The following is a 13855-nucleotide window of genomic DNA, read 5'->3' as shown; positions in this document are numbered from 1 at the left end:
CAGTCATGCGCTTGCGGGCAAAGGCGCCTGCGCCCCCTGCGCGTTCACATACAGCGAATAGACCGACTGGCTCGCCGTCATGAACAACCGGTTGCGCGCCACCCCGCCAAAGCACAGGTTGGCGCAGCGCTCCGGCAACGTGATGTGCCCGATGGGCGTGCCGTCCGGCGCGAACACCCGCACACCGTCATTGCCCTCGCCCATGCCCCAGCCGGCCCAGAGGTTGCCATCGGCATCGCAACGGAAGCCATCGGGCCGCTCGCCATCCTTGCATCGGTAGAACACGCGGTCGTTGAAAAGCTGGTCGCCGCCATCGCTGACATCGAACACGCGGATGTGGGGTGGCACCGCACCCGACTCGACCACGTACAGCCGCTTCTCGTCCGGCGAAAAGCACAGGCCGTTGGGCCGGTTCACCCCACTCGCCACCACAGTCGCACGGCCCGTCTTGCCGTCCACGCGGTAGATGTTGGTCGGCAGTTCAGGCTCGGCCTTGTGCCCCTCGTAGTGCCCCAGGATGCCGAAGGGCGGATCGGTGAACCAGATGGAGTCGTCGGACTTCACCACGATGTCATTGGGCGAGTTGAGCCGCTTGCCGTCGAACTTGTCGAGGATCACGGTCACGCGCCCGTCGTACTCGGTGCGCGTCACGCTGCGGCTGCCGTGCTCGCAGCTCAGCAGCCGCCCTTGCCGGTCACGCGTGTGCCCGTTGGCGAAGTTGGACGGCTGCCGGAACACCGTCACATTGCCGCCCTGCTCGTCCCAGCGCATCACGCGGTTGTTGGGGATGTCGCTCCACAGCAGGCAGCGCTGGTCGCCGAACCACACCGGCCCTTCCGCCCAGCGCATGCCGGTGGCGATCCGCTCGATGGCGGCACTGAAGATCATGTACTTGGCGAAGCGCGGGTCCAGCGCCTGCACCGCGGGATCGGGGTAGCGCGTGGCAGGCTGCCAGGTCATTTGGCGTGTCCTCGTTGCCGGTCGATGAAGGCGATGATCTCGCCCATGATCCCGCGGCGGAAGGCCAGCACGCAGATCACGAAGATCAGGCCCGTGACCATCGTCACCGACTCGCCCAGCGTGTTGAACCAGTCGATGGTCGTGATGCGCGCGAGGAAGTTGCCCAGCTCGCCGATCTTGTTCTCCAGCAGCACCACCACCGCCGAGCCCACCAGCGGCCCCGACAGCGTGCCCAGGCCACCCACCAGCGTCATCAGGATCACCTGGCCCGATGCCGTCCAGTGCACGTCGCTCAGCGTGGCAAAACCCAGCACCAGTGTCTTGAGCGAGCCGGCCAGGCCCGACAGCGCCGCCGAGATCACGAAGGCCAGCAGCTTGAAGCGGCTCACGTCATAGCCCAGCGACAGCGCACGCGGTTCGTTCTCTTTGATGCCCTTGAGCACCTGGCCGAAGGGCGAATGGATGGTGCGCACGATCAGCAGGAAGGCCGCCACGACGATGACCAGCGCGACGTAGTACATCGTCAGGTCGTTCGACAGGTCGATCACGCCGAACAGCTTGCCGCGCGGCACGCCCTGCAGGCCGTCTTCGCCGCCGGTGAACTTGGCCTGCAGCGCGACGAAGAACATCATCTGGGCCAGCGCCAGCGTGATCATCGAGAAGTAGATGCCCTGGCGGCGAATGGCCAGGACGCCGAACACCCAGCCCAGCAAGGCGCCGGTCAGCGTACCGGCGATGAGCCCGATCTCGGGCGTCAGGCCCAGCACCTTGATCGCATGGCCCGCGACATAGGCGGAGCCGCCCAGGAAGGCCGCGTGGCCGAACGAAAGCAGTCCGGTGAAGCCCAGCAGCAGGTTGAAGGCGGAGGCGAACAGCGCGAAGCACATCAGCTTCATCACGAACACCGGGTAGGCGCCGAAGAACGGCGCGAGGATCAGCGCAAGCAGCAACAGCGCATAGACGACGGAGGAAATCTTCTTCATGCGCTCTTACTTTTCTTTGCCGAACAGGCCGGCCGGACGAATCAGCAGCACGATGACCATGATCACGAACACCACCGTCGAGGAGGCTTCCGGATAGAACACCTTGGTGAATCCCTCGATCACGCCCAGGCCCAGCCCGGTGAGGATGGCGCCCATGATCGAGCCCATGCCGCCAATCACCACCACCGCGAACACCACGATGATGAGGTTCTGCCCCATCAGCGGCGACACCTGGATCACCGGCGCCGCCAGCACGCCCGCAAACGCCGCCAGCCCGCAGCCGAAGGCATAGGTCAGCGTGATCATCAGCGGCACGTTGACGCCGAAGGCCTCGACCAGCCGCGGGTTCTCCGTGCCGGCGCGCAGGTAGGCGCCGAGGCTGGTCTTCTCGATCACGTACCAGGTCGCGAAGCAGACCACCAGCGAGGCGACGACGACCCAGGCACGGTAGTTCGGCAGCACCATGAAGCCCAGGTCGGTGGCGCTCGACAGCGCATCCGGCGCGTCATAGGGCAGGCCCGAACTGCCGTAGATCGAGCGGAACAGGCCCTCGATGAGCAGCGTGAGCCCCAGCGTCAGCAACAGGCCGTAGAGATGGTCGAGCTTGTAGATCCAGCGCAGCAGCAATCGCTCGATCAGCACGCCGAGGATGCCGACCACGATCGGCGCCAGCAGCAGCATGAACCAGTAGTTGATGCCCAGATACTCCATCGCCATCCAGGTGAAGATGGCGCCCAGCATGAACAGCGCGCCGTGCGCGAAATTGATGACGTTGAGCAGCCCGAAGATCACCGCGAGCCCCAGGCTGAGGATCGCGTAGAACGAGCCGTTGACCAGCCCCAGGAGGAGCTGGCTCAACAGGGCCGGCATCGATATGTTCATGTGAAAGAGATCAGTTCCTGCAGGTCGCCACGCACGGCCGCGCGAAGCGGCCGGGTGGCAAGGTCGTTACTTCCAGAGGGCGCACTTGCTCTCGGCCTTGGTCGTGAAGACCTCGTCGCCCTTGAGCTTCTGCACCAGCTTGTAGTAGTCCCAGGGCTGCTTGGATTCAGCCTGCGACTTCACCTGCATCAGGTACATGTCGTGCACGAAGCGGCCGTCCTCGCGGATCGTGCCCTTGGCGTAGAAGTCGTCGATCGGCGTCTTCTTCATCTGCGCCATGACCTTGTCGGCGTCGGTCGTCTTCGCGGCTTGCAATGCCTTCAGGTAGGTCATGGTGGCCGAGTAGTCGGCGGCCTGGATGTCGGTGGGCATGCGCTTGACCTTCTCGAAGAAGCGCTTGCCGAACTCGCGCGTCTTGTCGTCCAGGTTCCAGTCCCAGCTCGTCGTGACCAGCAGGCCTTCGGCGTTCTTCAGGCCGATGCTGTGCACGTCGGTGACGAACACCAGCAGACCGACCATCTTCATGGTCTTGGTGATGCCGAATTCCTTGGCCGCCTTGATTGCGTTGATGGTGTCGCCACCGGCATTGGCCATGGCCAGCACCTGCGCCTTGGACTGCTGCGCCTGCAGCAGGAAGGACGAGAAGTCGGAGGTGTTGAGCGGATGCTTGACCGAGCCGACCACCGTGCCGCCCTTCTCCTTCACGACCTTGGTCGCGTCGGCTTCCAGTGCCTGGCCGAAGGCGTAGTCGGCAGTCAGGAAGAACCAGCTCTTGTCGCCGCGCGCAATCACGGCGCTGCCGGTGCCCTTGGCCAGTGCAACGGTGTCGTAGGCGTAGTGCACGGTGTACGGGCTGCATTGCTCGTTGGTCAGCGCCGAGCTTCCGGCGCCGTTGACCATGAACACGCGCTTCTTCTCCTGCGCCACCTTGGCCATCGCCAGGCCGGTGCCGGAGCTGGTGCCGCCGAAGAGCATGGTCAGGCCCTGCGTGTCAATCCACTCGCGCGCCTTGGAGGCGGCGATGTCGGCCTTGTTCTGGTGGTCGGCCGTGAGCAGCTCGATCGGCATCCCGTTGACCTTGCCGCCGAAGTCGTCGATGGCCATCTGGATGGCGGTCGCGCCGCCCTTGCCTTCCACGTCGGCATAGAGGCTGGACATGTCGGTGATGAAACCGATCTTGACCTTTTCCTGGGCTTGCGCAGCACCTGCTGCAAGTGCGATGGCCACGGTGATGGCCGAGAGAGCGAGGGTCTTTTTCATGGGTCGGTTCCTTATTTCCAGATGGCGCACTTCGATTCGGCTTGCGTGGTGAAGACCTGCTCGCCAGGCAGCTTCTTGATCACCTTGAGGTAGTCCCAAGGCTGTTTGGACTCGGCGGGTGACTTGACTTCGACGAGGTACATGTCATGCACATAGCGACCGTCGGCGCGGATCTGGCCCTTGCCGAAGAAGTCGTCGATCTTCATGCTCTTGAGTTGGGCCATCACCTTGTCGCTGTCGGTGGTCTTGGCGGCGGCGACGGCCTTCAGGTAGGTCATGGTGGCGGAATAGTCCGCGGCCTGCACGTCGGTCGGCATGCGCTTGGTCTTCTCGAAGAAGCGCGTGGCGAACTTGCGGGTGTCGTCGTTCAGGTCCCAGTACCAGCTGGTGGTGTGCACGAGGCCCTCGGTGTTCTTCAGGCCCAGGCTGTGGATGTCGCTCAGGAAGATCAGCAGACCCGCCAGCTGCATCGACTTGCCGATGCCGAATTCCTTGGCGGCCTTGATGGAGTTGATCGTGTCGCCACCCGCATTCGCCAGACCCAGGATCTGCGCCTTGGAGTTCTGCGCCTGCAGCAGGAAGGACGAGAAATCGGATGCGTTCAGCGGATGCTTGACCGAGCCCACCACGGTGCCGCCCTTGGCCTTGATCACGGCGCTGGTGTCGGCTTCGAGCGCGTGGCCGAAGGCATAGTCGGCTGTCAGGAAGAACCACGTCTTGCCGCCACGGTCAACGACGGTTGCGCCGGTGCCCTTGGCCAGCGCCACGGTGTCGTAGGCGTAGTGGACCGTGTAGGGGCTGCACTGCTCGTTGGTGAGCGCCGAGGTTGCTGCGCCGTTGTTGAAGTAGACGCGCTTCTTCTCCTGCGCCACCTTGGCCGTCGCCAACGCGGTGCCGGAACTGGTGCCGCCGAAGATCATCGTCACGCCGGCCGTGTCGATCCACTCGCGCGCCTTGGAGGCGGCCACGTCGGCCTTGTTCTGGTGGTCCGCAGTGAGCAGCTCGATGGGCTGGCCCAGCGCCTTGCCGCCGAAGTCGTCGATCGCCATCTGGATGGCCGTCGCGCCATTCTTGCCTTCGAGGTCGGCATAGAGGCTGGACATGTCGGTGACGAAGCCGATCTTGACTTTCTCCTGCGCCTGGGCCGGCGCTGCGGCCAACGCGAGCGCGCCAATGGCCAGCGCCAGTGCGGTGAATCGAACTCTCATGCTTTTCTCCATGCGATCAAATGAATCAAACCCCCAGCAGCTCGTTGAGCACGGGCATCTTGGCCTCGAGCTCCTTCGCGCTGAAGGCTTCCACGATGCGGCCGTGCTCCATGACGTAGAAGCGGTCAGCCAGCGGCGCGGCAAAGCGGAAGTTCTGCTCCACCATGACGATGGTGTAGCCCTTTGACCGCAGCGTGACGATCATGCGGGCCAGCGCCTGCACGATCACCGGGGCCAGGCCCTCGGAGATCTCGTCGAGCAGCAGCAGCTTGGCGCCGGTGCGCAGGATGCGCGCCACGGCCAGCATCTGTTGCTCGCCACCGGACAGCCGCGTGCCCTGGCTGTTGCGGCGCTCCGCCAGGTTGGGGAACATCGCGTAGATCTCATCGACCGACATGCCCTTGTCCGCGCCCTTCAGCGCGGGCGGCAGCATCAGGTTCTCCTCGGCCGACAGGCTCGCGAAGATGCCGCGCTCCTCCGGGCAGTAGCCGATGCCGAGGTGCGCGATCTTGTGCGTGGGCAGGCCGACTGTCTCGGTGCCGTGCACCTTGATGCTGCCCTTGCGGCTGCCGGTCAGGCCCAGCACCGCGCGCATCGTGGTGGTGCGGCCCGCACCATTGCGGCCCAGCAGCGTGACGACCTCGCCCGGCTGCACCATCATGTCGACGCCATGCAGCACATGGGACTCGCCGTACCAGGCGTGCAGGTCCTTGATTTCGAGTGCGGGAGTAGCCATCAGTGTGCGCCTTGGAGCTGGCCGTCCGTCGTGCCCATGTAGGCCTCCATGACCTGCGGGTTCCGCGACACCTCGGCGTAGGGGCCTTCGGCGAGCACCGCACCGCGTTGCAGCACGGTGATGGTGTCGGCGATGGTCGAGACCACGCTCATGTTGTGCTCGACCATCAGGATGGTGCGGCCGGCCGACACGCGCTTGATGAGTTCGGCGACGCGGTGCACGTCCTCGTGCCCCATGCCCTGCGTCGGTTCGTCGAGCAGCATCAGCTCGGGTTCCATCGCGAGCGTGGTGGCGATCTCGAGTGCGCGCTTGCGGCCGTAGGGCAGGTTCACCGTCAACTCACTCGCCAAGTCTTCCAGCCCGACCTGCGCAAGCAGTTCACGTGCCCGCGCTTCGAGCGGCTTGAGCGACTTCTCGCTCTTCCAGAAGTGGTACGAGGTGCCGAGCGCGCGCTGCAGGCCGAGCCGCACGTTCTCCAGCAAGGTGAGGTGCGGGAACACGGCCGAGATCTGGAACGAGCGGATGATGCCGCGCCGCGCGATCTGCGCGGGACGTTCCTGGGTGATGTCCTGCCCGTTGAAAAGGATCGTCCCGGAGGTCGGTTCCAGGAACTTGGTCAGCAGGTTGAAGCAGGTGGTCTTGCCGGCGCCGTTGGGTCCGATCAGCGCATGGATCGCGCCGCGTTGCACCGCGAGGTCGACCTTGCTGACAGCCGTGAAGCCCTTGAATTCCTTGGTGAGCTGGCGCGTTTCGAGAATGATGTCGCTCATCTCGCGCGCTCGCCCTTGTGCTGGCGGAAATTTACGGTCATGCAGTCCATCGGTGCGCGCTGCCCATTGAGCGCGCACGGATGTTAGGCGTGGCTACATGCCCTTCCTACTGGGGCAAATGCCTATGCTGCAGTGCAACGGGGCGCCGTCCTACGCGCCCCGTGTAAGCCTGTTGTCAGAGACCCTAATGCGCCCCGGCCGCCGCGTCACCGGCCCCTGCCCCGCCCTTGACCGGACGCGCGAGCCATACCAGCGGGATCAGCATGATGAACAGCACCGCGGAGGCATAGAACAGGTCGTTCGCGGCCAGCATGAAGGCCTGCTGGTCGACCAGGCGGTTGATCTGCCCCAGCACCTGTTCCGCACTGAACCCGCTGTTGGCCAACCCCGCCATCGCGCTGCTCGCCGCGGTGTTGCCGTTGACCACCGCTTCCGCGAGCTGCGCGTGATGCAGCGCGGCGCGGTCCTCCCACACCGTGGTCGCGATCGAGGTGCCCATCGCGCCCGCCGTGATGCGCAGGAAATTCGACAACCCCGACGCCGCCGGAATGCGATCCGGCGTGAGACCCGACAACGTGATCGTCACCAGCGGGATGAAGAAGAAGGCCATCGCCACGCCCTGGATGATGGTCGGGATCATCAGCGTCCAGAAGTCGGCCTGCGTGCTGAAGCGCGAGCGCATGAACAGCACCAGCGCGAACACCAGGAACGAGAAGGTCGTGTAGCGCCGCGGGTCCACCTTGGCCACCGTCAGCCCGACGATCGGCGAGAACACGATCGCCAGCAGCCCCACCGGCGCCGTGATCATGCCGGCATCGGTGGCGGTGTAGCCCATCCACTGCTGCAGCCATAGCGGCATGATCACCACGTTGCCGAAGAAGAGGCCGTAGGCGACCGCCGTTGCAAAGGCGCCCGTCCAGAAGTTGCGGCGCTTGAACAGCGACAGGTCCACCACCGGATGCTCTTCGGTCAGTTCCCAGATCAGGAAGAAGGCGAAGGCGACCACCGCGATCACGGCCAGCGTGACGATGGTGCTCGAATGGAACCAGTCCAGTTCCTTGCCCTTGTCCAGCATGAGTTGCAGCGACCCGACCCACAGCACCAGCAACCCGAGCCCGATCGCATCGATCGGCACCTTGTAGGTCGCGCTGTCGCGATTGCGGTAGGTGCCCCAGGTGATGGCCGCGGCGACGAAGCCGACCGGCAGGTTGATGTAGAAGATCCACGGCCACGAAATGTTGTCGGTGATCCACCCGCCGAGCAGCGGCCCCATCACCGGCGCGACCAGCGTGGTCATGGCCCACATGGCCATCGCCAGCCCGGCCTTGGCCTTGGGATAGCTCGCCAGCAGCAAGGTCTGCGACAGCGGGATCATCGGGCCGGCGACAAAGCCCTGCATCGCGCGGAACAGGATCAGCGTCGTCATGTTCGGCGCCAAGCCGCACATCAGCGAGGTCAGCATGAACAGCACGATGCTCAGCACGAACAGGCGCACCTGTCCGAAGCGCTGCGTCATGAAGCCGGTCAGCGGCACGGCGATCGCGTTGGCGACCGCGAAGCTGGTGATGACCCAGGTGCCTTGCGTCGTGCTGACGCCGAGGTCACCCGAGATGGCCGGCAACGACACGTTCGCGATCGACGAGTCGAGCACGTTCATGAAGGTGGCCGCGGAGAGCGCAACGGTGCCCCAGACGCGCGCGGCGCCTTCGAGGGGTGCGTGGGCTACGTGGGCGGGAGCGGTAGCCATGAAAGGACTGGAAAGCTACCGGTGGATCAGCTGCGCGGCATCGACAGCGCGACCGCCGCCGAATGCGGGCCGCTGTTGGCCTGCGGCGTCTCGGCCGAGGCGCCGGGGCTTGGCACTGTCGGCGTGGGCGTCGCCGGCTGCTTGCCGGCCTGGGGCGCATGCGCACCGCCGATGTTGGCGGCGATGATGCCGCTCACCACGGCGTTGGCGCCTTCATCGAGCGCCTTGTAGACGGCGGTCTGCGTCAACGCGGCGGCGCGCGGCGCGTCGGCCAGCATCTTGCCGTCCTTGTTCGACACGTCGATGGTCGCGTCCATCGACAGGCCCACGCGCAGCGGGTTCGTCTTGAGCTGCTCGGCGTCCAGCGCGATGCGCACCGGCACGCGCTGCACCACCTTGATCCAGTTGCCGGTGGCGTTCTGCGCCGGCAGCAGCGCGAAGGCGGAGCCGGTGCCCACGCCCAGGCCCGCAACCTTGCCGCTGTACTCGACCTTCTTGCCGTACAGGTCGGCGGTCAGCTTGACCGGCTGGCCGATGCGGATGTTGCGCAGTTGCACTTCCTTGAAGTTGGCATCGACCCAGACCTGGTTCAGCGGAACGATGGACATCATCGGCGTGCCGGCCGCGACGCGCTGGCCCAGTTGCACGGTGCGCTTGGCCACGTAGCCGTCGACCGGTGCGGGCATGGCGACGCGCTGCGTGGCCAGGTAGGCCTCGCGCACCTTGGCGGCGGCGGCGAGCACGGCGGGGTGCTTGTCGATGCTGGTGCCTTCGGTCAGCGACTGGTTGCTCACCAGTTGCTCGCGCGCCGACACCACGCCGGCCTGGGCCGCGGCCAGTTGGCTCTTGGCCACCGACAGCGCAGTTTCCGAGTGGCTCAGTTCTTCCTTCGACACCGCGCCGTTGCCGGTCAGGGCCTGGCGGCGCTTCAGGTCTTCCTGGGCGCGTGCGATGTCGCTCTGGGCGCGAACGATGTCGGCCTGGCGCAGGTTGACCTGGGCGGCGAGGGAGCCGTTGTTGGCGTACAGCGTGCGCACCTGGCGCACGGCCTGGGCCAGCGCGGCTTCCGATTGCTCCAGCGCGACCCTGGCATCGGCCGGGTCGAACTGCACCAGCGGCTGGCCGGCCTTCACGAAGTCGGTGTCGTCGGCGCTGATGGACATGACCGTGCCGCTGATCTGCGGCGTGATCTGGATGACGTTGCCCTGCACGTAGGCGTTGTCGGTGTCCTCGTAGTGGCTCGCGACCAGCCACTCGTAGGCGGTCCACGCACCACCGGCGATGACGACGGCGACCGCGAGCGCGGTCAGTGCACGGCGACGCTTGCCGTTGGGTGCGGGAGTGGCGGCCGGTTCTGCCGCGGCGGCGGCGCTGGGGTTGGCGGTGTCGGTCATTTGCGGGCTCTCTGAATGGGTTGTGAAGCGTTCACTGGATCTTGTTCGGGGCGGCCAGCGCGGCGGTGCTGGTCTCGCTGTTCGGCTGCCAGCCGCCGCCGAGGGCGCGGGCCAGGCCGACTTGCGTGTCGAGTGCGCGGGCCGCCAGGTCGACAGCCTGCCGGCGCTGGAGCAGCACGGTGGTCTCCGCGCTCAGCACGTCGAGGTAGTTGCCAAGGCCGGCCCCATAGCGCTGCGTGGCGATCTCGTAGGCACTCTCGGCCGCGGCCTGCGCGTCACGCTGCTGGGCCTGCTGCCGGACCACCGACTGCACCGAGGTGACCGAATCGGCCACGTCGCGCACGGCGTCCAGCACGGTGCTGTTGTAGCTCTCGATGGCCGCGTCCAGGTCGGCCGACTTGCCGCGCAGGTTGGCGCGCAGCCTGCCGCCTTCGAAGATCGGCAGGCGGATCGCCGGGCCGATGCCCCATTGCTGGCTGCCCGACTTCAACAGTGAGTCGACGCCGATCGACTGGAAGCCGGCGAAGGCGACCAGGTTGACGTTGGGATAGAACTGGGTCTTCGCGTTCTTCACGTCCTGCATGGCGGCCTCGACCCGCCAGCGTGCCGCGGCGATGTCGGCGCGGCGGCCGAGCAGGTCGGCCGGCAGCACCGGTTGCAGCGCCATGTTCTTGATCGCGGCCAGTTCGGGCGACTTCAAATTGGCGGTGACGTTGGGCTGGCCGACCAGCGCGTCGAGTGCGTGTTGCGACAGCGCGATCTGCTCGTTGATGGCTTCGATCTGCTGACGCGCCTCTGGGATGCCGCCTTCGCTCTGGCGCAATTGCAGGCGGGTGTCGAGGCCGGCGGAAACACGGTCCTGCACCAGGCGCAAGGTCTCCTCGCGCTGGGCCAGCGTGCGCTTGGCCACCACCAGCTGGTCGTCCCAGCGGGCCCACAGCAGGTAGCCGCGCACCACGTTGCTGGCAAGCAGCACGCGCGCCGCGTCGGCATCGGCGGCGGCCGCATTCGTCGCGCCGATGGCTGCGTTCAGGGCCGAGCGGTTCTTGCCGAAGAAGTCGATTTCCCAGCTGCCATTGAGCTGCAACGTGCCGGTCTCCTGGATCGAGCCACCGAGCGGCGCCGGGTAGATGTAGTTCTCGCTGAACAGCTGGCGCGTCAGGTCGAGGCCGGCGCCGACTTGCGGCAGCTCATTGGCGCCAACGACCTGGCTCTGCGCGCGGGCGCGGACGATGCGGGCCTGGGCCACTTGCAGGCTCGGGTTGCCTTGCAGGGCCTGGTCGACCAGCGCGTTCAGCTGGCTATCGCCGAAGGCCAGCCACCATTGGCTGGCCACGGTGACCTCCGGCGTGGTCTGCGCGGGCAGGTCGAGCGCGGCGGCATCGCGCAATTGCGCGGTCGAGCCGGTCTTGCCCATGTCGGCACAGCCGGCCAGCAGCACGGCCAGGGCGGCAGCGGCGACGGCAGTGCCGCGGCGCGCCGCCTTCATGGCGGAGGAATCAGGAGGAAGAAGGGTCATTTTTTTCTCCACGGGCCGACAGGGCCTGTGCGTTGTCGAGGATGCGGCGCAGGAAGTTCTTGAGTTGCTCCCACTCCTCCGCGCTGAAGCCGGCCAGGTGCTCGTTCTGCACGCGGCTCAGGATGTAGGGGACTTGCTCGGCGGCGATGCGGCCTTCGTCGGTCAATTCGATGTTCACCACGCGGCGGTCGGCCACCGAACGCACGCGGCGGCACAGGCCCTTCGCTTCCAGGCGATCCAGCAGGCGCGTCATGGCGCCGTTGTCGAGCTGGCATTCGCGCGCCAGTTCGGCGACGGTGGCGGCCTGCCCCATGTGCAGCTTGTGCAGGGGCACCCATTGCGGGAAGGTGGGGCTGCCGGGCTCGCACATGTTGAGTTCGACCGACTGGCCGACGGCCGTCATGATGCGCCGCATCAGGTAGCCGATGCTCTCTTCCGACCGGTAGTTCTCGCCCGTGTAAAAGCTCGGCACGGCGCGCTCCGGCTCGGCATCAGGGACGTCGGGCTGCGCAGGAATGTCACGAACTGTCATGGAACAAATATTAGTTGCCTCGGCAATTATTGTCAAGGCGACCTTTGTGCCGGCAGGGTTTAGTTAGAATCCTCCGATGGCTGCAATCGCTTCGTCGTCTTCCCCTGCGAAGGGCTCGCCCCAATCGCTTTCCGGCCTCGCGCCCTTCCTGCGGCCTTATCGACTCCAGATCTCGCTCGCGGCCCTCTTCCTCGTGCTGGCCGCCGTCACCACCCTGGTCTTTCCGATGGCCTTGCGCAGCCTGATCGATGGCGGCCTGGTTTCTACCGACAAGGGCGAGCAGACGATGGCGCTGCGCGACCACTTCCTGGCGCTGTTCGGCGTGGCGGTGGCACTCGGGCTCTTTTCAGCGGCGCGCTTCTACACCGTGAGCTGGCTCGGCGAGCGCGTCACGGCCGACCTTCGCAATGCGGTGTACTCCCATGTGCTGCGGCAAAGCCCTGCCTTCTTCGAAACCACACAGACTGGTGAGGTCTTGTCGCGCCTGACCGCCGACACCACCCTCGTGCAGACCGTGGTCGGCTCGTCGCTGAGCATGGGCCTGCGCAATGCGGTCATGGGCGCCGGCGCGCTGGCCATGCTGGTCTGGACCAATCCTTACGTGATGTTCCAGGTGCTGCTGATCCTGGTACTCGTGGTGCTGCCGAGCATGTGGTTCGGCCGTCGCGTGCGCAAGCTCTCGCGCGCCAGCCAGGACCGCGTGGCCGACTCCAGCGCCATCGCGGCCGAAGTGCTGAACGCCATTCCGGTGGTGCAGAGCTACACGGCAGAGGCGCGCGAGGCCGAACGCTTCGGCACCTCGACGCAGCATGCCTTCCTCACCGCCGTGCGGCGCACCAAGGCACGCTCGGTGCTGGTCGCCTTCATCATCATCGCGACCTCGGCCGCGCTGCTGTGGGGCCTGTACCAGGGCACGCAGGCTGTGCTGCATGGCGACATCACGGCGGGGCACCTGGGCCAGACCGTGGTCTACGTCATCATCCTGGCCAGTTCAGCGGCCGTGCTCGGCGAGGTGTATGGGGATCTGCTGCGGGCCGCGGGCGCCACCGAACGCCTGATGGAACTGCTGCATGCGGAATCGGCCATCGTGTCGCCGGTCAACCCGGCGCAAACGCCGGTGCCGGCCGCCGGCAGCGCGATCCGCCTCGAGGACGTCACCTTCCACTACCCTTCGCGCCCGCAGACGCCGGCGCTGCGCCACTTCAGCCTGGACGTGACGCCTGGCGAAACGGTGGCGCTGGTCGGCTCCAGCGGCGCGGGCAAGAGCACGGTGTTCCAGTTGCTGCTGCGCTACTACGACCCGCAGTCGGGCCGCATCGTGCTGGACGGTTCCGCCTTGACGGACCTCTCGCTCGACCAGTTGCGCCACCGCATCGGCCTGGTGCCGCAGGACGCGGTGATCTTCTCGACCAGCGCGCTGGAAAACATCCGCTACGGACGGCCGGAAGCCACCGAGGCCGAGGTCCACGAAGCCGCCCGCGCCGCCTTTGCCGACGACTTCCTGCGCGCCCTGCCCGAGGGCTACGACACCTTCCTGGGCGAGCGTGGCGTGCGCCTGTCGGGCGGGCAGCGCCAGCGCATCGCCATCGCACGCGCCATCCTCAAGAACCCGCCGCTGCTGCTGCTCGACGAAGCGACCAGCGCACTGGACGCCGAAAGCGAGCGCATGGTGCAGGCCGCGCTGGAGTCGGCGATGGAAGGCCGCACCACCCTCGTGATCGCGCACCGACTGGCCACGGTGCAGAAGGCCGACCGCATCATCGTGCTCGACCACGGCGGCATCGTGGAGCAGGGCAATCACGCGACGCTGGTGGCGCAAGGCGGGGTCTATGCGCGCCTGGCCGCGCTGCAATTCGCTGGCTGA

Annotated in this window: 12 protein-coding genes; 1 reads left to right on the top strand and 11 read right to left on the bottom strand. The window is 66.3% G+C overall.

The genetic code is table 11. The features are described from left to right. Positions 1-3: 3 nt before the first annotated feature. The 11 genes from WKW79_RS12835 to WKW79_RS12785 all read right to left on the bottom strand — a co-directional run bounded on the left by WKW79_RS12835 (position 4) and on the right by WKW79_RS12785 (position 11991). A complete protein-coding gene (locus tag WKW79_RS12835) occupies positions 4-960 on the bottom strand; it encodes an SMP-30/gluconolactonase/LRE family protein (protein ID WP_340335533.1) in 957 nt (318 codons plus the stop codon). Beyond that, positions 957-1943: a branched-chain amino acid ABC transporter permease gene (locus tag WKW79_RS12830; protein ID WP_340335532.1), complete on the bottom strand. Its 987-nt coding sequence runs from the start codon at positions 1941-1943 to the stop codon at positions 957-959. Before WKW79_RS12830 ends, WKW79_RS12835 begins: the two co-directional genes overlap by 4 nt. 6 nt (positions 1944-1949) lie before the next feature. Continuing rightward, positions 1950-2825 (bottom strand): branched-chain amino acid ABC transporter permease, encoded by an 876-nt coding sequence (locus tag WKW79_RS12825; RefSeq protein WP_340335531.1) that lies wholly within the window; start codon positions 2823-2825, stop codon positions 1950-1952. Positions 2826-2891: 66 nt separating this feature from the next. Beyond that, the gene (locus tag WKW79_RS12820) at positions 2892-4085 is read right to left on the bottom strand and encodes an ABC transporter substrate-binding protein (protein WP_340335530.1); all 1194 of its coding nucleotides are present in this window, start codon (positions 4083-4085) and stop codon (positions 2892-2894) included. Between the two features lie 11 nt (positions 4086-4096). Further along, positions 4097-5293 (bottom strand): ABC transporter substrate-binding protein, encoded by a 1197-nt coding sequence (locus WKW79_RS12815; RefSeq protein ID WP_340335529.1) that lies wholly within the window; start codon positions 5291-5293, stop codon positions 4097-4099. Positions 5294-5318: 25 nt separating this feature from the next. Beyond that, positions 5319-6029 carry an ABC transporter ATP-binding protein gene (locus tag WKW79_RS12810; protein ID WP_340335528.1) on the bottom strand — a complete coding sequence of 237 codons (711 nt, stop codon included), beginning with the start codon at positions 6027-6029 and terminating at the stop codon, positions 5319-5321. Continuing rightward, positions 6029-6799, bottom strand: a complete 771-nt coding sequence (locus tag WKW79_RS12805) for an ABC transporter ATP-binding protein (RefSeq protein WP_340335527.1) — start codon at positions 6797-6799, stop codon at positions 6029-6031. The genes WKW79_RS12810 and WKW79_RS12805 overlap by 1 nt, the downstream gene beginning before the upstream one ends. Before the next feature lie 184 nt (positions 6800-6983). Then, a complete protein-coding gene (locus WKW79_RS12800) occupies positions 6984-8546 on the bottom strand; it encodes a DHA2 family efflux MFS transporter permease subunit (protein WP_340335526.1) in 1563 nt (520 codons plus the stop codon). A gap of 26 nt (positions 8547-8572) precedes the next feature. Further along, positions 8573-9940 carry an efflux RND transporter periplasmic adaptor subunit gene (locus tag WKW79_RS12795; protein ID WP_340335525.1) on the bottom strand — a complete coding sequence of 456 codons (1368 nt, stop codon included), beginning with the start codon at positions 9938-9940 and terminating at the stop codon, positions 8573-8575. A gap of 31 nt (positions 9941-9971) precedes the next feature. After that, positions 9972-11459 carry an efflux transporter outer membrane subunit gene (locus WKW79_RS12790; protein WP_422823883.1) on the bottom strand — a complete coding sequence of 496 codons (1488 nt, stop codon included), beginning with the start codon at positions 11457-11459 and terminating at the stop codon, positions 9972-9974. Further along, a complete protein-coding gene (locus tag WKW79_RS12785) occupies positions 11440-11991 on the bottom strand; it encodes a MarR family winged helix-turn-helix transcriptional regulator (RefSeq protein ID WP_340335524.1) in 552 nt (183 codons plus the stop codon). Before WKW79_RS12785 ends, WKW79_RS12790 begins: the two co-directional genes overlap by 20 nt. A gap of 76 nt (positions 11992-12067) precedes the next feature. Here WKW79_RS12785 and WKW79_RS12780 point away from each other — a divergent pair, with 76 nt between their 5' ends. Next, complete coding sequence (locus WKW79_RS12780) at positions 12068-13855, top strand: ABC transporter transmembrane domain-containing protein (RefSeq protein ID WP_340335523.1); 1788 nt, start codon at positions 12068-12070, stop codon at positions 13853-13855.

Origin of the sequence: Variovorax robiniae, assembly GCF_037889955.1 — a bacterium.
Classification (GTDB): domain Bacteria; phylum Pseudomonadota; class Gammaproteobacteria; order Burkholderiales; family Burkholderiaceae_C; genus Variovorax; species Variovorax robiniae.
Note: the sequence above shows the minus strand (reverse complement) of the source record. Positions and strands in the feature narration are given on the sequence as shown.